A 20,572-nucleotide genomic window follows, 5' to 3' on the forward strand; every position below is an offset into this window, starting at 1 on the left:
TTCTGTCTTGATGTTTTGGTATGTTCTGCCGACAATATTGCAAAAAATATTCTGATGAAAATCGAAGACCTAGCCCTGATGGGAACGGCATCCTTTTTCTGGCTTCTTTAGCCAGGAAAAGATACAGTGGACGACAGGAAATAGCTCCTTAAGGTTTTAAAAGTGAGAACGTTTTAAGTTAACAATCGGTTTCTAAAATTACTCTTTTTTTCTTCTATCTGTTAGATATTTTCGAACCGGAATATCATATAAAACCATTGTAAGATAGGCGATACCCACCAGAAGAATTGTTCCTATGATTATAATAAAAGTCAGTTGGCTTGTATCTGGTTTGTATTTTGTGTAATAGCTAGCAAACATCCACATTACGGCATAATGCGTCATGTATAAAGGATATGATATTTTCCCGAAGAAGATACATAGTTTTTTGAATACTGGTGCCAGCGTTGCTCCTGCTCCTAATACGATTAATAAAGGGAAATAGAGTAATACAACGATAGGTTCTGTAAGCCAATTCCAGCTTGAAAACGGTACTATAAAGGCTAGAAGTAGTAATACGGATAAACCTATGAATCCTAGTTTTGATTTAATAATCCAATTAGAACGATAAATAAGCATTCCTGCCAAAAAGGAATACGAAATACGAGCACAGCCATCCCAAAAGTTTTCTCCGCTCCATCCGCCCATTAGCGAACCTCCTGCACGGTGACTGACAAAACAGATTCCTGCTGCGGCAAAAATGGTTAGTAAAAACAGGGAACGACGGCTTAATTTATAAAGGAAAAGAGCATATAGAATATTGGCTACATATTCCCAAAATAGAGACCATCCTGGTGCATTTAAACCGAATAGATTAAAATAACGATCTGCCATTACGGGGAAAGGAATAAGGAAAATGGAAGCCAGAAATATGAGAATCAGCTTGCCTGTTTCGTAGGTTCCAGATTGACTGCCAAAAGGGTCGAAAAGGAAAGCCAAGAATCCTAACACTGAACCAAAAATAACCAAAGGATGTAACCTGATAAGTCTTAATGTGAAAAAATCGGTAATTTTCATTTTATCAATTCGGTCATGATACGCATAAGCAATAACAAACCCAGAGAGACAAAAGAAAAAATCGACGGCTAGAAATCCGTGGGCGATGAAGTTTTCGTTGGGAGGATAAACTATTTCCATAAAATGGAAAATTACTATTGCCACTGCGGCTATTCCTCTTAATCCATCAAGGATTTCAAAATGTTGTTTTGGTTTTAAAACGTTGGTTTCTGGTTTTGTCATGGTTAATAGTGTGGTATTTTAATAATGTGGTTTATTATTTTATATGTGGCGTGTATAATTTTTACGGGTCAAATTTAATGTTTTTTCTTACGGTTAAGTGATTGCTTATAGTTTATTACCAAGAGGTAAGGAACTTGGTTTTTATGTGTTAAAGGACTCTAATTTATTAAGTACCGCCACAGAATAAAGGGTATTGTTCCTTTTGTTTCTTTGATTTTATCTTATTTTGGTCATAGCCCACGGTTTCAATCGTGCGGTACGAATTGTGAAAATGCATTGCGCTCCAACGGTTGAAACCGTTGGCAATGTTTATAAAATGTTATTTGTGTTTGCAATCTGTGTTTTTGGTTTGATTTGCATTGTTTGTTCAATATTGTTTAAGTTTCCTCATATCAAAAAGGCAAGATTGTGTATGGTTCTATTAAAGAGCGTAAGGAAATTTCTTTCGAAATTTCCTTACGCTCTTAGTTTTTTGGTTGGTTTTTAATTTTTAGGCTAGCGCCAATTAGGAAATATACAAAAGCTTTTATTCTGAAAAGCTTTCTCGAAAATGAAAATATCATAATAAAGATTGATGCTGTATTATACTTTAAAAACATCAAGTTTTTTGATCCAGAAAATTCCTGATTCTAGAAACGTAAGTTTTGTTTTAATTACCTGATCTGTTTTATCTTTAGGATTTTTGGTTATAAATCTCGCTTTAGAATTATTAAAATCCAATGTATATTTTTCATCAAAGTCTTCTTTTTTATCTGAAGAAAAAGTGATTACATTGTCTTTTGCATTCCATTTTCCTTTTCCGTATTTATCTACTTCTGGTGGATTTCCGCCTTTAATTTTTGAATAGGAATGAAACAAAAAAGTTCCGTCTTGATTTAAGGTTAGTTTATATTCAATTTCATGTTTTCCTTCTTCACTAAGTGTACGATTATAATCGCCAACGAACGGAGTCGATTGTGCGAATAAAGTGAGGTTGAAAATTAAAAGTAAGGTGGTAATTAATTGTTTCATTGGTTTGGTTTTATTGGTGTCAATAAATAAAAAAAGCCTATTTTAAGAGGTTTCATATATCTGAAATCAAAATTCGTTAGTCAAAAATCTTAAATCATTTTAAAATTATTGTTTAGCTTAATGACTGCTCACGCCAAGAGTCATCATTATATCCGTTATTTATTATCCGTTAGATATAAATTTGCAATATCTTCTATAAAACGTTGTGGATTTCCTCCTTGTAAATTGGTCAAAATAACTACTGAAACATCATCTTTTGGATAAATATATAAAGCGTTTCTAGCGCCGCCTAAAGCAGTAATTACAGGATTTTTATCTCTTAAATTGGTATCAAAACCAATTGCGGTTCCGTTGGTAGAGTCGGCTGGACCTGGTTTTTTTCCGTTGTTCAATAGAGTAGGTGTCCAAAGTGTTTTTAGCGTTTCGGCTTTAAGTAAAGTGTTGCTTTGTAAAGCAATAACCCATTTTGCCATTTCGCTTGCGGTAGAATATATACTTGCCGCTGGATATAAAATTGTTGGTATTACTTCGTAAACATTGGTTAAACTACCATTTCTAAAATAAGAATAAGGTCTGGCTGAGTGATTCACTATTTTATAATAATCTCCTAAACCAGCTTTGATGGTATTTTTCATACCTGCTTTTTCAAATTGATTTTCTACAAGGAATTGCTCATACGATTTTCCGCTTATTTTTTCGATAATCATTCCAAGCAGCATGTAATTTGTTTGGTTGTATCTTCGATCTTCTCCGGGCTGAAAAACCACAGGTAATTCTGTTATCTTTTTGAATAAAGTTTTACTGTCTTCAGACAACATATGTTCTGGCGATTCCCAAATATCAGGAACTCCAGATGTGTGGGTTGCTATTTGTTTTACCGTAATGTTTTTCCAGGAGTTTGGCAGACTGTCGAGATATTTAGAAATAGGATCTTCTAGTTTTAATTTACCCTTTTCTGCTAATTGCATAATGGCAACACCCGTAAATGCTTTCGCCATCGAATTAATGCTAAAAACAGTTTTATTGTCAACACGAATGGAATCCTGAATACTCGCTAAACCATAATGGTTTTTTTTAACGATTTTATTGTTTTTGATTACTGCCAATTGTAAACCCACAATTTTATTTTTTTGCATCAGCTCTTTTATTGCAACATCGACCTCGTCTGATTGGGAATGAATGGAATTGCTAAGGGCAAAAAATGATAGTAAAAACAGTTTTTTTTTCATGGTTTTGGTTGGTTTATTTGGTTAGTCTTTATGGTTTTAAAACTGATTGTTTACGGAGGGAAGAAACTATTTTAGAAGTTGAATAATTTCGTTATTCTTTGTTTCTTCTGCCGCTTTTAAAGCTGTCATTCCGTTATTATCTTTGATGTTTTTATCGGCACCTTTATTTAATAATAATTTTGTTAGCTCTAAGTTCTGGTTTGCTGCTGCCCACATTAAACAAGACATTTTAAAACCATCAGTTTTATTAATATCAGCACCATTTTCGATCAAGAATTTTGAGATTTCATACTCATCATTCATTACTGCTTGCATTAGTACAGGGATATAAAAGGATTCGTTTATTTTTCGGATATAATTAGCTTGCGATTTATCTTTTTCGACAATAGCTTTTACAGCATCTAAATTATGGTCAAAAATGGCTTTAAAAAGTTTTTCTCCTGACTCCTGAGAATATGTGCTTATTGAAAATCCTAATAAAAATAAAAGTAATAATTTCTTCATCGAAATGGTTTTTGTGAGGTTTGTAAAGTGTTGGTTAATGTTTGGTTTGGATAGCTTAATTAGTCACGACTTTAGGAAAAAACTCCACATATCTAATTTTATAAGAATACAGGTGTTTATTTTTTTTCAAATTTAAGTTTGATATTTTCGGCTATTTCACTTTTGTCTTTTACTTTTTCATAATGTTTTTTTGCCTTTTTTAGCATTTTCTCATCATTTGTTACAGTTCCTACTTCATAAAGACTGGCTGCGTAACAACTATTAAAATTATCATCTTTAGAAAATTTTGATTGCACTTTTTCATAATATTTGAGAGATTCCATATGTTTGTTGCTTAGCGTAAGTAACATTGCTTTTAAAAATTGTGTATCTTTATTTTCTCCTGTATATATTTTTTCTGCAATTTTTATATTCTCGAGGCCATTATCAAAATCCCCAATAATTGTGCTAGTAAGAGCAATACCATAATACCCTTCAGGGTTTTCAGGAAAAAACGAGATAATTTCTTTAAACTTTTTTCTAGCTAGATCTACTTTACCAACCATCATACTTGTGGTAGCTAAATTTTGCTTAAATTCTATTGATTTATTTTGTGATAAACTGTCTGCTATGTAATACATTGCCACAGCTTCTTTGTTCATATTACTTAACCTAAATGTATAACCAGCGAAAAAATAAGCGTCACAAAAAGTTTTATCTTTTTTTATTAAGTCCTGAAAAATTTGATTTGCAGCTCCTATATATAAATTGTGTTTAATACAATCTATACCTAAATCAAAAAGTTTTTTAGTTTCGCTATCCGTAGGCATTTCGCAATATGTTCTTTTACCAAAAAAATAATCAGTTTGAGCAAATACATTAGTCTGTAAACTTAATATTAATGCTATTATTAAAAATCTTGTTTTCATTGATGTTTTTTAAAAATGTGATTACTTACAAAGATTGATTTTTTCTCTTTATAAATGTTAAAAAGCTACAAAAATATTTTCTTGTAGCTTTTTATTTTGTCTAAAGTTAACTGTTGAAAGCATAGATATAAATATCAGTTGAATACAACCGATTGAATACAATCACTTAAAAGTAATTTGTTACTTGTAATTTCGTTTCGATGGAAAATAACCAACTAAAATTCAATAATGGAAATACAACATAAAGAATCAGCCAAAGAATTATTAGAATTAATGAATAAAGGAAAATATTTCACAAAACTAAAACCAGAGAATAGCATTGACAATTCGTTTAGTGTGGCGCTAAAAGTATCTTGTTATGATGAACTTAATCTTATGGTTTCGGATTTGCTTAAAGCAAGTATTTTGATACTTAAAACGGAGAATTTGTCAAATCTTACAGCTAATGCAGATATTAATGTAATGACTTTGCTCGAAATTGCTTTGCAACTTCTGCCAGAGGAAGAAATGGAATTATTGGATGATTTGCATAAGATTCATTTGAAGTCTAATGTAACCTTCTCTAAATGATTTTATAAAACTGAATAGTTTTGAATTGCATTAAGCAAAGCGATTAAAAGACTTTGTAGAGTGAGTAAATAGCTCTTTATAATAAAAATTGTTTTTTATTATATAAGTTGATTTTATTTTATTTCTTTGTGAGAATACTTATTAAATTAATTAACTATGATGAAAAAAACTTTACAATCAATTACCGCTTTATTTTTTATATTCTTTTTAAGTTGCTCTTCAGACAATGAGATGCCAAAAGAAGAACCAGCAACATTGCCTACTGCTGATTTTTTATTCAAGGCTGAAGTAACGGCACCTAAAACGATATTATTTGAGAATAAATCTACAAACGCAACTAATTATTTATGGGATTTTGGAGATAAAACTACTTCATTAGAAAAAAGCCCAAGTCATTCCTATACTGCTGCTGGTACGTATTTAGTAAAATTAACCGCAACAGGAGCGGGAGGTACGGCTACAACAACAAATACCGTAATTATTGCAGCGCAACCAGTTGCTACTAGTGTTAAAATAACAAAGGTAACGATAGTTAAAATGCCATTTATGGATGCAGATGCTAATAGCTACGATACTGCGTATATTAGATTTCATATTGTTGATAAAGAAACTTATATGGATCAAGTAAGTTCTGAAATTTTTAAAAATATTTCAAAAACACAATTGCCTTTTTCTTGGACTCTAACTGAACCAAAAGTAATTAAGGATCTTTCGTTAGAATATGAATTTTCAATCAGTAAAATTGAAGGATGGTCTGGTAATACAATTGGCGGGAGTATGTTTGCTATAATGAAAGATTATACTACTGGTGTAAATGCATACCCTAAAACAATTACTCTAAATTATGTCCCTAACAACCCAATCCCATTCCTAGAAAGTCAAAATGTTACATTAATATTAGACGTAACTTGGCAATAGAATAGCTTAACGGTTTTCTATTATAAACAAAAGGTTCTTAATTATATTAATTAAGAACCTTTGTTTTTTGAGATTATCCGCGCATCTGTGTACAAATGTAATGACTTTGCTTGAAATTGCTTTGCAACTTCTGCCAGAGGAAGAGATGGAATTATTGGATGATTTGCATAAGATTCATTTGAAGGCTGATGCAGAATAAGCATTCTTGAAAGGCAAATCATTAAAATTTAGAATGTTGTACGAAGCCCGAAGACTTCGCACAGTTATTCCGATATTTAAAAAAGGAATACTTCGGAGAGCTGAGGCTATTTAGAAGGTTTTGGTGCTGAGGGTCTAGAAGGGGAACTTGGAGGGTTATTTCCTCTTCCTGGTCCTGATGGATTTCCTGTTGTACTTGGTCCGTTGGGTGGTCTTTGATTGCTCATAGTTATAAAGTTTTAAAAAGTTAAATATTCAGTATTGTTATTTTATAGTGTATCCCACTGTTGTGGGTACGGATTGCAAATCTGCGTTATCGAACTCGCATCAGCGGAATGAAATATTTTTCTTCCAACAAAATATATTCCAATTATATCTAATTCCGCCCAATTCCCAATTAACATCAAATTTATTTTTTTTGTTATTTAGATATGGAGGTATTGCTATTTTACAATGCAACATTGGTGGATTGTTAACTATTGTTTTTAGATAATCAGGAGATAGTTCACTTTTAAGAAAATATCTTATTTCGACTATGGTTCGATGCTTTTCTGATTTATAAACATATAGATTTATATCATAAATCAAATCGTAAATTTCTTTTAGGCTAATTATTATTTCATTAAAGCTTTTTGGTATTTTCTTCTTATTGAGCTTATTTCTATTACTACGTTGAATAAAAAAGTTTTCTCCTTCTACTTCAGAAATATTCGAGAGAATGAATATTAAATTCCTTGAAATATCATTCCAACAATTTAGATTTACCAGATCAAGTAATCTCATTGTTAGATTTTCTATTCCTTCTTCAATATTCTTTTCCATATTCAAATGCTTGATTATATATTATATTTCTCGTTCCTATATTCTGCAATAGTATGGTTTTATTTCTTTGTTGTTTATTGGAGCGGTTACCTCTAGGTACTTTATTAGTCAAATAAGTTTGTCTGAACTGATATTGTATTTTTAAGAATTGTATTTTTTGTAATTATTTTCTTCACAGTTTCGTAAATATTATCTTGTGTTATAATTGTAATGTCTGTTTGTTCCTTGATGAGGTCTCTATTTAAATCAAACATTGGATTATTTTCGTCAATATTTTTGTCATACATTACAGCACGTGGAATGCTGTAATCTTTTGCGTAATCCATTGCTAAACGTGCCCCACTATCAAGTTTTTGCTCAAATATTTGCCATTTTTCAGCCGAATTTTGGGCATAACTTGCAGCCAAAACGATTGTATCACAAAATAAGGCTTGTAAGCGATCACGTTCTTTATATCGACTACTTAATTCCATTTTGCTTTTAAAATCATTTCCATACTCGGTTACAAGAAGTCCACCCTCTTCTACAATTTGAAATGCCAAAGCCTTATTCTTTGCAGGTAAAATATTATTTAGGGGACTAGGCAAAATTGCAACTGTGTTTCCATTAGAATCTAATGCTTGTTGATGTGAAATACTATCGCAACCAAAAGCCAGACCGCTTACTATTGTTGCGCCATTTTTAACAAAATCAGCAACAATTTTTCTTTCTCTTTCTTCTATATTGCCTTCTGGGTTTAAAAGTCCAATTACTGATATATTTTTGTTTTCAATACTTAATAAGTCTATATTGCCTTTGTAATATAGAAAAACAGGCTTCTCACTATCTTTTACATTTCCTCGATATTGTGGGAAATTTGGATCTCCTAAAGCTACAAAACCATCACAACAATTTTCAAATTTTTCTAGAAGTTTTGTTTTTAAATTTTCCCTTAAGCTTTCAAATTCTTCTGCGTTAGTTGGTTCTCCTTTGATTGTTTTGTTTAGTAAAGAAATTATTGTATCAATATTTTGATTTGCTTTTATGTTTTTTACAATCCACGCATTGCCAATACCTTTGTAACTTTTTGCAGTTATAATATTTAGTGAGTTCTCTGTATAGATCATTTTTGTTTTTTTTTAATTTACAATTTGCTTCAAATTGTCTTTCCTAGAACGTATAAAGTTACAGAATTTGCACCATTATCAAATAAGGCTTGAATTGCATCTTCATCAATGTTAACGGATTTAGTGTAAATGTCATCAATTAACAAAATATCTTTGCCTCTTACATTATTTGAAATATTACAAGTTCTCTTAGTAATTCCTATATCAATAGAGTTATAATTTTTGGTTATATGAGTAGTAGGTGTGTCTATAAGTCTAGTGATATAATTTGTTCCATCGTGAAATTTATCAAAATTATTTAATACAAATTTTTTTATTGTATTAATAAATAATAATTGAGTTTGATTGTAATTACTATTACATTTGGATCTTGGTACTATGCAAATTGTATGTTTAACTGTTGATTTTTCAGCAATAATAGGCAAATCTTCTTCTAACGCTTCATACAATTTTTTTTGAGCACCAGTTAATGTATAGCCGAACTCTTTTTTTAGATCAGTAAAAGTACCATCATCATTTTTTAATGTGTTTATATATCCAACGCTAGTGTCATTCCAATTTCGATGATAACCGTGATAGTAGGCATCTACAATATTTTTTAAATATTCGTTTTGTTGTATTTCAAGTGCTTCCATATTCAATAAGTAATTTAAATTTTAATTATATTTAATTCATTAATTCCAGCTTTTAATGCGTCGTCAATTTCTATTTGTTCGTTCTCAAAAACAATAATTGATTTTGTTGAAATTTTCAAATGATTAACAGCGTTCGTGTATTTATTTATTCTATTTCCACAATCAGTTTTTTCTCGGCAAAAGATATAACTGAATGTTTTATCTAGATCGTGATAATTTAAAGTTGTTAATGCTCGATCTTCACGGCAATTTGTAACTAAAACAGTTTTATTTGTCTTTGCATATTTGTAAAGAATGTTTACAGTTTTTGTAATCAGTTTAGTTTGAGGTAAAAATTCGGTATAATAGTTTTCCTTCTCTTGAATTATTTTTTTATATTCAGTTTCGCTTAAATTAGGAACAGAATTTTTGAGATCACTGCGATTGAAGCGTTTATCAGTATGGTAAATTAGGTTAAAATCTAATTTTGTTACAGACTCTATCGCTTTATTGTAAGAAAGAAAGTTGGCAAGATTTGTATCAATTAATGTTCCATCCATATCGAAGAATAAAACTTTATCAGTTGTGATTTTTGGTGTATTTTCTGTCACTTCTTTTGTTTTCTTCATTTTCTGTTTTTGGTTTGAGTAGGGCAGATAATTGATTTTTTATAAAAACAAACATCGTCTTTAATTGAAATTAATAACCAAGTATAAATACCTGATTTTGCAGAAATCCGTAAAATGCTCTTTTGAAAAAGAATATATTAATCCTGATAGGAGCGGTATCCTTTATTCTCCTTTTTTATATTTTTTTATATCTTGAGAACTATCACTAAAAGTTTGAATTATATTGATTCTATTATCTTTTTCGATAAAACTTATTTTTTCATCATATTGAGAATCTCTCCATCTACCATCAATATTTGCCCAGAGAATTTGATTACCATTAAATTTTATTTTGTACTCAAATTTTTGGTTATCAGATTTTCTAATATATGATACATAATACAAATCATTGATTTTGGTAGCTTTAATTATTTTTGGAGATTGATCCATAATAGCTGCCATTGTGTATCTAGCAATATCTTTATAAGTGAAAGTTTTTAGAATCGTTTCTTCAACTTTACTTATTTCTTGAGTTTGAATTTGTTCTTCTACGACAGCTTCTTTTTGTTCACTTTGTTTGCAACTAATGATTAGGAGAAAAACTAAAAAGGGTATGATTGACTTCATGTTGTAATGTTTTGGTTATCATTTGCTTTATTGTTTCCAAAACTAATTCCATTTAAAACAACTATTTTACTGAAAACCGTAAATGCTCTTTTTATTGCAAAATCCCTAGCCCTGATAGAAGTGAAAATACTTTTGTGAAGCTTTAGCGGAACAAAAGATTGCAACGGATAGCAGGAAATAGCTCCTAAAAAAGACCATAATCAAGCTAAATTTCATCATGAATTTATGGTTAAAAAACTCAGAACTTTAATGATAGAATTTTAAACAAAAATTTTGTAATTTTGCAGTCCAAATAAAGGACTTATAAAATGTTAGATAGACTTCAAATAGTAAAACAACGTTTCGACGAGATTTCGGATTTAATCATCCAACCGGATGTTATTGCGGATCAGAAACGTTATGTGCAATTGAATCAAGAGTACAAGAACCTAAAAGCATTGGCGGAAAAACGCGACGAATACGTGCTTTTGATGGCAAATATAGAAGAGGCAAACGAAATTATTGCAGACGGTAGCGATGCCGATATGACCGAAATGGCCAAAATGCAATTAGACGAAGCTAAGGATAGATTACCAGAACTGGAGGAAGAAATTAAGTTTATGTTGATTCCTAAGGATCCTGAAGATGCCAAAAACGTAATGGTAGAGATTCGTGCTGGTACGGGTGGAGATGAGGCGAGTATTTTTGCTGGAGATCTTTTTCGTATGTACACTAAATATTGCGAAAACCGCGGTTGGAGAACTTCGGTTGTAGATATGAACGAGGGTACATCAGGAGGTTTTAAAGAGGTTATCTTTGAGGTTACTGGTGAGGATGTTTACGGAACATTGAAGTTTGAAGCTGGTGTGCACCGTGTACAACGTGTTCCTCAGACTGAAACTCAAGGTCGTGTGCATACATCGGCAGCTACGGTCATGGTACTTCCTGAAGCCGAAGAGTTTGATGTACAAATTGATATGAACGATGTACGTGTTGACTTTTTCTGTTCGTCAGGACCTGGAGGGCAATCGGTTAATACAACTAAATCGGCTGTGCGTTTAACGCATATTCCAACTGGTTTGGTAGCTCAATGTCAGGATCAGAAATCACAACACAAGAATAAAGATAAAGCGTTAAACGTATTACGTTCTCGTTTATATGAACAAGAATTAGCCAAAAAAGAAGCTGAAGATGCTACTAAGCGTACTTCGCAAGTAAGTTCGGGTGACCGTTCGGCTAAGATTCGTACGTATAACTATGCGCAAGGTCGTGTAACTGATCACCGTGTAGGTCTTACTTTATACGATTTGGGTAATATCATGAATGGTGATATCCAAAAGATTGTAGATGAATTACAATTGGTAAACAATACTGAGAAATTAAAAGAAGCTTCGGAAGTTTTCTAAAAAAAGGTACTGAGGTACTAAGTTTCTGAGTTTCTAAGATATGAAAAAGCCGAATTACTTTGTAATTCGGCTTTTTTTTTGGTGGTATTTTTTCTTTAAGGTTCTGAGGTACTAAGGTTCTGAGGTGCAAAGGTTTTTTAAGAAGGTTCAAAGGTGCTGAGTTGCAAAGGCTCAAAGGTTTTTTAAAAAGGTGCTATCTCGAAGCTTCGGGACTGAGTTGCTAAAACCGAAAGCTTTGCGACCTTTGCGTATCCCGATAGCTATCGGGACTGCGCACTTTGCGGTTAAAAAAACTTTGTGGTTAAAAAACTTTGCGTTTAATCTTTACTATGCCCAGCGGTTTTTCTCGAAATAAAATTAGTTACTACTAACTGAAAAATCGAGCCAAAGAATTTTGTAACCTTATTATGTGTGGTTCCTACCAATATGCGTTTGGATAAATATCCTGCGCCAATACTAAAGATAGATTGAAGTAAATTACTTTTTATATCGATACCGCTATTAATTTCCTCTAAGGTATCTTTTATTATATTCAGTGGTTTTAAATGCTCTTTTAGGTCATGAAATTTATCTTTTAAATCAATCCATTCGGCTTCTTGCTGATTTTTTAATTGCAAAATCATCTGATTTAAATCATCGGTTGCGTTATTGGTTTTCATGATGAATTGTTTTAAAATTAATTTCAAATCATTTAACTCCTGTTTTTTAATAAAAGCGAAATTATGATGTTTCCTATAGGTTTCTTAATCCATTTATTCTGATTTTTATACAGTACGATTGCTAGAATTAAATAAGCAAATGCTAGTACAAAAAAGCCATAATAATATTCGCCAAGGAGTTGGCCAATTAATAAACTAAGTCCAATGTTGAGGAATAAACTAAAAAAAACAACAACAACAGCAACAATAATTTGTGATGTTAGGGATGATAGTACATCGGCGGATACAGATACCGATTTAAGTTTGAAAAGTTCAAAGCTTGTTTTGGTATAATTTTCGGCCTTATCAAAAAGTGTATCTGTTGTTGTTGTCGTTTTAGTTTCCATCTGATTGTGTTTGCTTATTAAATAAAATCACACTTCTTCTTAATTAGTTACGTGCTCAATTCCGTCGCTTACTTCGGTTTTTGCACTATTGTATTTGGCTTTTCCTTGATTCATAAGATCTTTTCCAGTACTTACGATATTATCTAATTTGCCTTTAAATTCGTCTTTGTAATCTTTGCTTTTGTCAGCTATTTTTTGTCTCGTTTTTGATCCTTTATCTGGTGCAAACAATACTCCTAATAATGCTCCTGCTGCTGCAGCTCCGATAATTCCTAAAATGGTGTTACTAGTTTTCATAATATTTGTATTTAGTGTTTAATAATATAACTTGTTTCTAAACTTCTTTACCTTTAATTAATCTGAACAATACTGCGATAATTGCAATAACCAATAAAATATGAATAATACTTCCCAGGCTATAAACAAAGAATCCCAGAGCCCACATAATGACTAAAATAACGGCGATGGTGTATAATAAATTCGACATGGCATATATATTTAAGGGTTAATAATAAGAATGCTTAGTTTAATTTATACGCAAGGTATAAGCTTAAATTGCTATTCTTGGCATCTGGAAAAGTGTAGTTGGTTCCTAAGAAACTGCGTTCTTTTCCTACGGTTGTTAATCCGTAATTATAACGTAATCCTATGCTAAGTGGGTCAAAGTCGACACCGACACCTGCTGATAATCCAGCATCAAATCGATTAAAATCGTCGGCATTGATGTTTTCTTCAAAGTCAAAAGCTGTACCAGCACTAGATTCATTGGTAACTTTTCCGTCTACCAGATAAGAGGCGTAACCCCCTACATGTACATTGAAGTTTTGTGTTACTTTAAATTTTACTAATAAGGGAACTTCGATATAGTTAAGTCTAAAACGACCTACACCGCTTACGAAATTGCTATTGTATTCGAGTTCTGCACCCTTGGTAGTATATAATATTTCGGGTTGTATGAAGATATTATCTGCAATAGGAAATGCAGCATAAACTCCGACATTAAAACCATATATGGCATTTTTGTCATCGACTTCTCCAGAATAAAGATTAGACATATTTGCTCCTCCTTTTATCCCGAATTCGGCATTTACGGGAGCGTTTTGGGCTTGTAATACTCCAAAAGAAGCTGAAATAAATAATGTCACGGCATGTAATAATTGGGCTTTGTTTTTCATAGTTTTAAAATTTTAGGGCTTATAAATTACGTTGTTGCTATTTAAATAATCATGATTCTTTTTTTATCGCTTTTGCTGTGTCCAGAAAGCGGTATTGTGTTGGCAAATATTTAATCGATAATTTTATTATATCAGTATCATTAGTTTCTCTTGTTATCGATTTTAATAACTCAATCTGATCGCTTATAGATTCGATTATTAAATCTATGTATGCTTTATCAAAATCGGCCTTGGTTGCATCAATCAAAGAATATAAATCGTTATTAGTTTCCTTTTCGTCGGTGTTTATAATAATGATTAGCTTTTGGTTGGCCATTCTGGCTATTTCATGAAGCAATTCATTCTGATTGGTTTCTATTTCACTGCTTAATTTTTTTATTTTACCCTCTTGACATTTCTGCTGTGCGATTTGACTTTTTGATATTATAGCTTTACTAATATTAGCTGTAGCTATTAAAAAATAAGCATCAATTTCTTCTGAAGCCGTTTTGCTAAAAACTTCATTATCTGATGTTTTTTCAAGCGCTTCATTTTTTTTGCATGAAAGCATTGTCGTCAGAATTAAAAAGACAAAAATTGCTCTAACAAGCAAAAATTTAGAGGGGAACAGTGGGTTAATTTTCACTTCATAAAAGTTTATATTACAAAGTTGCAACCTAAATACAATTAATACTTTACAGCATAAAAAAGAATCGTTATATAATTCCCATAATATGAATTATATAACGATAAAAGTTAGTTTTTTGAGGGGATTATTCGGGCAGAAAAATGGTAAAAATGGATCCTTTGCCCGGTGTACTGTCGGCAATGATATGACCTTTATGGTTTTCGACAATTTTTTTGCAAATTGCCAGACCTATTCCAGTTCCAGGATATTGATCTGTTTTAGAATGTAAACGCTGAAACAATACAAAAATGGTTTCTTTAAACTGAGGGTCAAATCCCATCCCATTATCGGTAAACGTAATTTTGTAATATTTTTTGATAGATTGTTCTAGCAAATCAGGAAATTCTGTAGCAAGAATCTTGGCACACGAAATATTGATTTTTGGTAAAACATCTGGTTGGTCATACTTTAAAGAATTACTAATTAAGTTAATAAATAACTGTTCTATTTGGTACGGAATAACATGCAGTTTAGGTAGTTTATCCGATAATATAATGGCGTTTTTCTCCTGAAGTACCTCTGTGAATTCTAGTTTTACTTTTTCGAGTAAGTCGTTTAAATTCGTTTTTAAGAATTCTTTCTTAGTCGTATTAGTTCTGGAGAACAACAATAAATCATCGATTAAAATACGCATTCTTTTAGCAGATACTCCAATCTTATTAATGTATTCTCTTCCGCTTTCAGACAAAGCTGCTTTGTCGTTATCAGAAAATCTCGAAATAAAAGTTTGGATTTTACGAAGCGGTTCTTGTAAATCGTGACTCGCCACATGGTTAAAGGAAGCTAGTTCCTTATTCGTTTTTTCTAGTTCTTTGTTACGTTCGTAAATTGCAATATTCTGAAAATGTTCTTCGGTAATGTCAAACGTTATTCCTAACATGATTTTACTTCCTTGTTCATCTATTAAAAGTTTACCAATAGATTTAAAGTATCTGATATCGCCGTTTTTTCGAATAATTCTATAGTATATAAGCGGAAGTTGTTTATTCTCGATAATCCCTTGCATTAGGTTCGAGAAAGCTTCTTTGTCTTCGGGATGTACAAAATCCAGAAAGGTATCTTTTTCTGGAACAAAATAGTTTGGCGGATAGCCTAATAAGCGATATTGATTATCAGAATAAACCATTTTATCGGTTCCTAAATCCCATTGCCAAGTGCTAAAAGCTCCAATTATTTCGGACTCTGCCATTAGTTTGCTAGAAATTAAAAGCTTTTTGTTAAATACACGCAAGCGATCAATATCATTACTAATTTGTCTGTACGAAAGTAAAATAAGCGAAAGCGCTACCAGAAATAAGGATATGGTAAAGACAGGAGTTAATGAAATCTCGCTTTGGTATATTTTTTGTCTTTTTTGTAAGATGTCTTTTTCAAAATCATTCATTTCATCTATCTGAAAACGAATGTTTTCCATTACGATTCTTCCTCCAAACATACAGTTATCGAGTTTCCTTTTGTCGTAGGTTTTTTCGTTGCTGTATTTTAATGAGCCTTCAAGATAGGTATAACGCTGGATGATTAAATCGAATAGATTTTTAAGATTTTTTTGTTGCTTAGGATTGTCTGCCGTTAATTTCCTAAGTGCGATAAAGGATCGATTTACTTTATCGCGAGAAAATAGGTAAGGAGCAAGAAAACGGCTGTTTTTGGTTATTATATAACCTCTTTGACCTGTTTCGGCATCTTTTACAAACGAAAGTAGTCGCTCTAATTGAATGTTTATTTCATAGGTATGCATCATTAACTTGCTAGAATTCTGCAAGTCACGATTGTGTTGATAGGATACCGATGAAATAAACAATAAAATAAATATCGATATTGCAAAAATAATCCTCAGCGCACGTGGGGAATTAAAATTGGGTATCAATTTCATCCGATTTTAATTATTTTAAGCGTAACAAAAATGTATCACGGTTTAAACCAGAAGTGTGATAATGCCAATTTAAAGTTACAACTTCATTAATAATCTTTTTTAGAGCATTAAAATTGCTTGGTTTTTTAATGTAAATATTTGCTCCTTGTATAAAAGTATCTTCAATATCTTCCTCTGATGAAGAAGTAGAGTAGATAGCAATTATAAGGTGTTTTAAATGATCTGTTTTTTTTATTTCCATCAAGCATTCTTTACCTGTTTTTTTAGGCATATTTAAATCCAGAAATAAAATATCGGGTAATATGGTATCAGGATGCATTAAATGCTCCATCAACTCTATTCCGTCATGAGCAAATTGTACTTGTGTCTGTATTTTTACTTCTTCAAAGGCATCTTTGAAAAAAAGGCGATCATCTTCATCATCATCTGCCAGTAAAATATGTAATGCGTTTTTCTGCATTTATAAATTCTTTATTTTAGGTTTTCGCGTCGTTTTTTTATGATTCTCTGAAAGGCCGAAGGAGTGATTCCTGTTGTGTTCTTAAATTGTGTGCTTAAATGCGCAACGCTAGAGTAATTGAGTAAAAATGCAATTTCGGTCAAGCTCATTTCATTTATAATAATGAGATGTTTGGCTCGTTCAATTTTTTGTAAAATGATAAAATTCTCAATAGACGAATAAGTAACTTCCGAAAATACGTTTGATAAGTATCCGTAACTATGATTTAATTTTTCGGCTAGATAAACAGAACTTTTTAAGTTGTTTCCGTTTTCATCCATAAAAACCATTTCTATAATAGCATCTTTTATTTTTTGTACTAAAACACTCTTCTGATTCTCTACAATTTCTAACCCAAAAGGCTCTAACTCATTCTTCATGCTATCCAATTCTTCGGATGTTAGGTTTTTGTCCAATTCAATTTCTCCAAAACCCAACGGTGTATAATTTATTTGGCGTTCGCCTAATTTCTGTTTCAGAAATTGGGTGCAAACTGTATTAATGTCAAACTTAATAAATAACTTCATCGTTTAAAAAATATTGCTAAAGATAGATAAAAAATTATTGCTAAGTAGTAATAAAATGAGCAGTAAAGTAAGTGTAGGGGAGTGATTGTTATTATTTTAGTAATTAACAAAAAAATACCGCCTAATATAAAATTAGACGGTACTAACTGAGTTAAAAAGAATTTACAAATCAGATTGATTTGATTCTCTACTTTTTTTGATTTCCCTAATTTTTGCTGAAGTCTTAAATAATAATTTCGACTTCCTCACTTCAGCAAACATCAAATCATCATCTGAAAATGTAGTGTGTAATATTTCAACTTTTCTTTATAACCCGTTTTTCTTTATTTTAATTTATTTATACTTCGAAAAGTATATTATGTAAATGTACAAAATATTGAGAGTTAAATAGTTATACTAAAACGGGTATTTGTTGCAGAATTCCCATTTTAGTAAAAATTTAACTTAGATAACGTCTTAATATCCAGGACATTTTTTCGTGTTGTTCTAATAAACCAGTGATAAAATCGGCAGAACCTATATCATGATTTTCATTTTCGAAAGCAGGAATGTATTTTCTAAATTCAGTAATAACCTGTTCGTGATTTTCTAATAACTCACTTAGCATTTCTTTTTGCGACGGATACTTATTAGGAAACTCCTTTAATGTCGAGTTACCAATAAATTCTGTCATGGTTCCGATTGTTTTTTCGCCAAGCTGATTAATTCTTTCGGCTACTTCATCAATGATAGTTTCCAGAACGCCATATTGGTCTTCAAATAGTTTATGTAACTCCATAAAACTGTTTCCAGATATATTCCAATGAAATTTTCTTGTTTTTACATATAAGATCATTTCATTAGATAAAATTGAGGTTAAGATGTCGGCACTTTTCTTTAAATCTTTTGGAGCTATTCCTATATTGGGTTTCATGTAATTTACTTTAAACGTTGTTTTCCAAATTTAGTTTTAACAACAGCTTGACTTGTTACACAATTACCGCCCTGTTTTATAAGAATTCTATGTTTGCCGAAATTCGAATACCAATAATATTATTTGTAATTTTGCCGCACTAGCAAATTACAATATGACAACACAACAACTACACGAACAAATTCTTCAAAAAAAATCATTTTTATGCATCGGTTTAGATGTCGATTTAACCAAAATTCCACAACATCTTCTAGAAACCGAAGATCCAATTTTCGAATTCAATAAAGCAATAATTGATGCCACACACGATTTGGCAATTGCTTACAAACCCAATACAGCTTTTTATGAAGCTTACGGAATAAAAGGTTGGTTGTCGCTGCAAAAAACGATTAACTATATCAACGAGAAACATCCTGATATTTTTACAATTGCCGATGCCAAACGTGGCGATATTGGTAATACATCGAGCATGTATGCCAAAGCTTTCTTTGAGGATTTAAATTTTGATAGTGTAACGGTTGCACCTTATATGGGGAAAGATTCAGTAGAGCCTTTCTTAGCTTTCGAAAATAAGCACACTATAATGTTGGCGTTAACATCTAATGAAGGCGCATTCGATTTCCAGACTTTAATTACCAATGGTACCGAATTATACAAACAAGTTCTGGAAACTTCTAAAACATGGAAAAATAGCGAAAACCTAATGTATGTTGTTGGAGCTACCAAAGCCGAATATTTTACTGAGATTCGTAAGATTGTACCCGATAGTTTTTTATTGGTTCCAGGAGTTGGCGCTCAAGGCGGAAACTTAGCAGAAGTATGTAAATACGGAATGAATGATAAAGTAGGATTACTTATTAATTCTTCTCGTGCTATTATTTATGCTTCTAAAGGAAATGATTTTGCTGATAAAGCAAGAGAAGAAGCTTTGAAAGTACAACAAGAAATGGAAGAGATTATGAGTTCAAAGGTTTAATTTTTTAACCGCAAAGAGCGCTAAGATTTACGCAAAGTCCGCAAAGCTTTGTGTTCTTTGCGTAACCCTTTGTAATCTTTGCGGTAAAACTCTCAAACTAGAACAACTTTAAACTTTAAACAAATGAAAATCCTTACAGACCAAATCGGTACTTCACATTCTTTCGAAACTGCACCAAAACGAATTATTTCGCTTGTTCCTTCGCAAACCGAATTACTTTATGATTTAGGTCTCGAAGATAAAATCATCGGAATAACCAAGTTCTGTGTTCACCCATATCATTTTAAATCAACAAAGAAAATGGTTGGCGGAACAAAGAAAGTGCATTATGAGAAAATCCGATTATTGAATCCAGATATTATCATTTGTAATAAAGAAGAAAATACAAAGGAAATTGTCGAAAAATTATCAGAGATATGCCCGGTTTGGGTTACTAATATCTTGACCATCGAAGATAATTTTCAAATGATTACCGATTTCGGACAATTGTTTAATTGCCGTACCGAAGCTCAAAAGTGGAACGATAAATTAGCTTTTGGGTTGCAGGATTTTAAATCTTTTATAAAAGACAAGCCGTTTAAAAAAGCAGCTTATTTTATCTGGAAAAATCCTTTTATGGTTGCAGGTTCAGATAATTATATCAATGAGCTACTCAAGCTCAATCACTTCACAAACATATACCTTGATAAAGGACGTTATCCTGAAATAGAAATTAAGAAAATGCGTTTAGAGGGCGACCCAGATGTCGTTTTATTATCCTCCGAACCTTATCCTTTTAAAGAAGAAGATGCATTCGAGATTGGTCGATTTACACATCATGCCAAAACTGTTTTTGTCGATGGCGAAATGTTTTCTTGGTACGGAACCCGTTTGTTAAAAGCATTCTCCTATTTTAAGCAAATGCACTAACGCCTGCAATAATATTTTTTATAGAGAATTTCCATTAAAATAAAAGTGCTCCTAAAATCTCAATAGGAAGCATTGGTTTTTGCATGCTTTAAAATGTAGGAAATTATAATGCAAAAAAAAGCCGACATCTAACAGATGCCGGCAATCATTTAACTAACCAAAACCAAAATAATAAATAACCAGTTTATTACATTGCAAAGATCAGACATA

Annotated in this window: 25 protein-coding genes; 5 read left to right on the forward strand and 20 right to left on the reverse strand. The window is 31.7% G+C overall.

Annotation, left to right across the window (positions count from 1 at the left end):
- Positions 1-198 precede the first annotated feature (198 nt).
- The 5 genes from B8T70_RS08345 to B8T70_RS08365 form a co-directional block, all read right to left on the reverse strand.
- On the reverse strand, positions 199-1,278 hold the full coding sequence (locus B8T70_RS08345) for an acyltransferase (protein WP_086894570.1): 1,080 nt from the start codon (positions 1,276-1,278) through the stop codon (positions 199-201).
- Between the two features lie 582 nt (positions 1,279-1,860).
- Positions 1,861-2,289, reverse strand: coding sequence for a copper resistance protein NlpE N-terminal domain-containing protein (locus tag B8T70_RS08350; protein WP_086894571.1), 429 nt, complete (start codon positions 2,287-2,289; stop codon positions 1,861-1,863).
- Positions 2,290-2,444: 155 nt separating this feature from the next.
- Positions 2,445-3,518 carry a serine hydrolase gene (locus B8T70_RS08355; protein ID WP_086894572.1) on the reverse strand — a complete coding sequence of 358 codons (1,074 nt, stop codon included), beginning with the start codon at positions 3,516-3,518 and terminating at the stop codon, positions 2,445-2,447.
- A gap of 66 nt (positions 3,519-3,584) precedes the next feature.
- The gene (locus B8T70_RS08360) at positions 3,585-4,022 is read right to left on the reverse strand and encodes an ankyrin repeat domain-containing protein (RefSeq protein ID WP_086894573.1); all 438 of its coding nucleotides are present in this window, start codon (positions 4,020-4,022) and stop codon (positions 3,585-3,587) included.
- A 116-nt stretch (positions 4,023-4,138) separates the two neighbouring features.
- Entirely contained in the window at positions 4,139-4,930 is a 792-nt protein-coding gene (locus B8T70_RS08365; protein ID WP_086894574.1) for a hypothetical protein, read from the reverse strand.
- 228 nt (positions 4,931-5,158) lie between these two features.
- Between B8T70_RS08365 and B8T70_RS08370 the strand changes: the two genes are divergently transcribed.
- Together B8T70_RS08370 and B8T70_RS24340 are read left to right on the forward strand one after the other, a co-directional pair.
- Positions 5,159-5,500 carry a hypothetical protein gene (locus B8T70_RS08370; protein ID WP_086894575.1) on the forward strand — a complete coding sequence of 114 codons (342 nt, stop codon included), beginning with the start codon at positions 5,159-5,161 and terminating at the stop codon, positions 5,498-5,500.
- A gap of 156 nt (positions 5,501-5,656) precedes the next feature.
- A complete protein-coding gene (locus tag B8T70_RS24340; protein WP_082001742.1) occupies positions 5,657-6,418 on the forward strand; it encodes a PKD domain-containing protein in 762 nt (253 codons plus the stop codon).
- Between the two features lie 525 nt (positions 6,419-6,943).
- Here the strand turns inward: B8T70_RS24340 and B8T70_RS08380 are convergent.
- The 5 genes from B8T70_RS08380 to B8T70_RS08400 form a co-directional block, all read right to left on the reverse strand.
- Positions 6,944-7,438, reverse strand: coding sequence for a hypothetical protein (locus tag B8T70_RS08380; RefSeq protein ID WP_086894576.1), 495 nt, complete (start codon positions 7,436-7,438; stop codon positions 6,944-6,946).
- 104 nt (positions 7,439-7,542) lie between these two features.
- A complete protein-coding gene (locus B8T70_RS08385; protein ID WP_086894577.1) occupies positions 7,543-8,544 on the reverse strand; it encodes a DNA-processing protein DprA in 1,002 nt (333 codons plus the stop codon).
- Positions 8,545-8,573: 29 nt separating this feature from the next.
- Positions 8,574-9,179, reverse strand: coding sequence for a phosphoribosyltransferase (locus B8T70_RS08390; RefSeq protein ID WP_086894578.1), 606 nt, complete (start codon positions 9,177-9,179; stop codon positions 8,574-8,576).
- A 14-nt stretch (positions 9,180-9,193) separates the two neighbouring features.
- The gene (locus B8T70_RS08395; protein ID WP_086894579.1) at positions 9,194-9,787 is read right to left on the reverse strand and encodes an HAD family hydrolase; all 594 of its coding nucleotides are present in this window, start codon (positions 9,785-9,787) and stop codon (positions 9,194-9,196) included.
- A 162-nt stretch (positions 9,788-9,949) separates the two neighbouring features.
- Complete coding sequence (locus B8T70_RS08400) at positions 9,950-10,393, reverse strand: hypothetical protein (protein ID WP_086894580.1); 444 nt, start codon at positions 10,391-10,393, stop codon at positions 9,950-9,952.
- Between the two features lie 308 nt (positions 10,394-10,701).
- Between B8T70_RS08400 and prfA the strand changes: the two genes are divergently transcribed.
- A complete protein-coding gene (prfA, locus tag B8T70_RS08405; protein WP_039111112.1) occupies positions 10,702-11,778 on the forward strand; it encodes a peptide chain release factor 1 in 1,077 nt (358 codons plus the stop codon).
- Between the two features lie 317 nt (positions 11,779-12,095).
- Here the strand turns inward: prfA and B8T70_RS08410 are convergent, their stop codons facing one another.
- The 10 genes from B8T70_RS08410 to B8T70_RS08450 form a co-directional block, all read right to left on the reverse strand.
- Positions 12,096-12,437: a hypothetical protein gene (locus B8T70_RS08410; protein WP_086894581.1), complete on the reverse strand. Its 342-nt coding sequence runs from the start codon at positions 12,435-12,437 to the stop codon at positions 12,096-12,098.
- 32 nt (positions 12,438-12,469) lie between these two features.
- On the reverse strand, positions 12,470-12,823 hold the full coding sequence (locus B8T70_RS08415) for a hypothetical protein (RefSeq protein ID WP_039111110.1): 354 nt from the start codon (positions 12,821-12,823) through the stop codon (positions 12,470-12,472).
- 39 nt (positions 12,824-12,862) lie between these two features.
- Complete coding sequence (locus tag B8T70_RS08420; protein ID WP_086894582.1) at positions 12,863-13,120, reverse strand: YtxH domain-containing protein; 258 nt, start codon at positions 13,118-13,120, stop codon at positions 12,863-12,865.
- Between the two features lie 37 nt (positions 13,121-13,157).
- A complete protein-coding gene (locus tag B8T70_RS23585) occupies positions 13,158-13,310 on the reverse strand; it encodes a lmo0937 family membrane protein (RefSeq protein ID WP_117590099.1) in 153 nt (50 codons plus the stop codon).
- Positions 13,311-13,344: 34 nt separating this feature from the next.
- The gene (locus B8T70_RS08425; RefSeq protein ID WP_039111108.1) at positions 13,345-13,998 is read right to left on the reverse strand and encodes a porin family protein; all 654 of its coding nucleotides are present in this window, start codon (positions 13,996-13,998) and stop codon (positions 13,345-13,347) included.
- A 49-nt stretch (positions 13,999-14,047) separates the two neighbouring features.
- Positions 14,048-14,548, reverse strand: coding sequence for a DUF4142 domain-containing protein (locus B8T70_RS08430; protein WP_242667443.1), 501 nt, complete (start codon positions 14,546-14,548; stop codon positions 14,048-14,050).
- A 202-nt stretch (positions 14,549-14,750) separates the two neighbouring features.
- Positions 14,751-16,538 carry a CHASE3 domain-containing protein gene (locus tag B8T70_RS08435; protein ID WP_039117723.1) on the reverse strand — a complete coding sequence of 596 codons (1,788 nt, stop codon included), beginning with the start codon at positions 16,536-16,538 and terminating at the stop codon, positions 14,751-14,753.
- Positions 16,539-16,548: 10 nt separating this feature from the next.
- Positions 16,549-16,998 (reverse strand): response regulator, encoded by a 450-nt coding sequence (locus B8T70_RS08440; protein WP_039111106.1) that lies wholly within the window; start codon positions 16,996-16,998, stop codon positions 16,549-16,551.
- Positions 16,999-17,009: 11 nt separating this feature from the next.
- Positions 17,010-17,564, reverse strand: a complete 555-nt coding sequence (locus B8T70_RS08445) for an AraC family transcriptional regulator (RefSeq protein WP_039111105.1) — start codon at positions 17,562-17,564, stop codon at positions 17,010-17,012.
- Positions 17,565-18,003: 439 nt separating this feature from the next.
- A complete protein-coding gene (locus tag B8T70_RS08450) occupies positions 18,004-18,477 on the reverse strand; it encodes a Dps family protein (protein ID WP_039111104.1) in 474 nt (157 codons plus the stop codon).
- Positions 18,478-18,631: 154 nt separating this feature from the next.
- On the opposite strand from B8T70_RS08450, the gene pyrF reads away from it, so the two are divergent.
- Together pyrF and B8T70_RS08460 are read left to right on the forward strand one after the other, a co-directional pair.
- Positions 18,632-19,453, forward strand: coding sequence for an orotidine-5'-phosphate decarboxylase (pyrF, locus tag B8T70_RS08455; protein ID WP_086894583.1), 822 nt, complete (start codon positions 18,632-18,634; stop codon positions 19,451-19,453).
- 123 nt (positions 19,454-19,576) lie between these two features.
- Positions 19,577-20,362, forward strand: coding sequence for an ABC transporter substrate-binding protein (locus B8T70_RS08460; protein ID WP_086894584.1), 786 nt, complete (start codon positions 19,577-19,579; stop codon positions 20,360-20,362).
- Positions 20,363-20,572: the final 210 nt, after the last annotated feature.

The sequence above is a fragment of the Flavobacterium sp. AJR genome (genome assembly GCF_002156885.1).
Taxonomy (GTDB): domain Bacteria; phylum Bacteroidota; class Bacteroidia; order Flavobacteriales; family Flavobacteriaceae; genus Flavobacterium.

Bases quoted from the DNA above. Each gene is read 5' to 3' on its own strand.
- pyrF (WP_086894583.1), top strand. From the start codon at position 18,632: ATGACAACACAACAACTACACGAACAAATTCTTCAAAAAAAATCATTT.
- B8T70_RS08445 (WP_039111105.1), bottom strand. From the start codon at position 17,564: ATGAAGTTATTTATTAAGTTTGACATTAATACAGTTTGCACCCAATTT.
- B8T70_RS08430 (WP_242667443.1), bottom strand. From the start codon at position 14,548: ATGCTTTCATGCAAAAAAAATGAAGCGCTTGAAAAAACATCAGATAAT.
- B8T70_RS08395 (WP_086894579.1), bottom strand. From the start codon at position 9,787: ATGAAGAAAACAAAAGAAGTGACAGAAAATACACCAAAAATCACAACT.
- B8T70_RS08370 (WP_086894575.1), top strand. From the start codon at position 5,159: ATGGAAATACAACATAAAGAATCAGCCAAAGAATTATTAGAATTAATG.
- B8T70_RS08345 (WP_086894570.1), bottom strand. From the start codon at position 1,278: ATGACAAAACCAGAAACCAACGTTTTAAAACCAAAACAACATTTTGAA.
- B8T70_RS08355 (WP_086894572.1), bottom strand. From the start codon at position 3,518: ATGAAAAAAAAACTGTTTTTACTATCATTTTTTGCCCTTAGCAATTCC.
- B8T70_RS08410 (WP_086894581.1), bottom strand. From the start codon at position 12,437: ATGAAAACCAATAACGCAACCGATGATTTAAATCAGATGATTTTGCAA.
- B8T70_RS08365 (WP_086894574.1), bottom strand. From the start codon at position 4,930: ATGAAAACAAGATTTTTAATAATAGCATTAATATTAAGTTTACAGACT.
- B8T70_RS08425 (WP_039111108.1), bottom strand. From the start codon at position 13,998: ATGAAAAACAAAGCCCAATTATTACATGCCGTGACATTATTTATTTCA.
- B8T70_RS08350 (WP_086894571.1), bottom strand. From the start codon at position 2,289: ATGAAACAATTAATTACCACCTTACTTTTAATTTTCAACCTCACTTTA.
- B8T70_RS23585 (WP_117590099.1), bottom strand. From the start codon at position 13,310: ATGTCGAATTTATTATACACCATCGCCGTTATTTTAGTCATTATGTGG.
- B8T70_RS08435 (WP_039117723.1), bottom strand. From the start codon at position 16,538: ATGAAATTGATACCCAATTTTAATTCCCCACGTGCGCTGAGGATTATT.
- B8T70_RS08415 (WP_039111110.1), bottom strand. From the start codon at position 12,823: ATGGAAACTAAAACGACAACAACAACAGATACACTTTTTGATAAGGCC.
- B8T70_RS08380 (WP_086894576.1), bottom strand. From the start codon at position 7,438: ATGGAAAAGAATATTGAAGAAGGAATAGAAAATCTAACAATGAGATTA.
- B8T70_RS24340 (WP_082001742.1), top strand. From the start codon at position 5,657: ATGATGAAAAAAACTTTACAATCAATTACCGCTTTATTTTTTATATTC.
- B8T70_RS08440 (WP_039111106.1), bottom strand. From the start codon at position 16,998: ATGCAGAAAAACGCATTACATATTTTACTGGCAGATGATGATGAAGAT.
- B8T70_RS08360 (WP_086894573.1), bottom strand. From the start codon at position 4,022: ATGAAGAAATTATTACTTTTATTTTTATTAGGATTTTCAATAAGCACA.
- B8T70_RS08460 (WP_086894584.1), top strand. From the start codon at position 19,577: ATGAAAATCCTTACAGACCAAATCGGTACTTCACATTCTTTCGAAACT.
- prfA (WP_039111112.1), top strand. From the start codon at position 10,702: ATGTTAGATAGACTTCAAATAGTAAAACAACGTTTCGACGAGATTTCG.
- B8T70_RS08420 (WP_086894582.1), bottom strand. From the start codon at position 13,120: ATGAAAACTAGTAACACCATTTTAGGAATTATCGGAGCTGCAGCAGCA.
- B8T70_RS08385 (WP_086894577.1), bottom strand. From the start codon at position 8,544: ATGATCTATACAGAGAACTCACTAAATATTATAACTGCAAAAAGTTAC.
- B8T70_RS08450 (WP_039111104.1), bottom strand. From the start codon at position 18,477: ATGAAACCCAATATAGGAATAGCTCCAAAAGATTTAAAGAAAAGTGCC.
- B8T70_RS08390 (WP_086894578.1), bottom strand. From the start codon at position 9,179: ATGGAAGCACTTGAAATACAACAAAACGAATATTTAAAAAATATTGTA.
- B8T70_RS08400 (WP_086894580.1), bottom strand. From the start codon at position 10,393: ATGAAGTCAATCATACCCTTTTTAGTTTTTCTCCTAATCATTAGTTGC.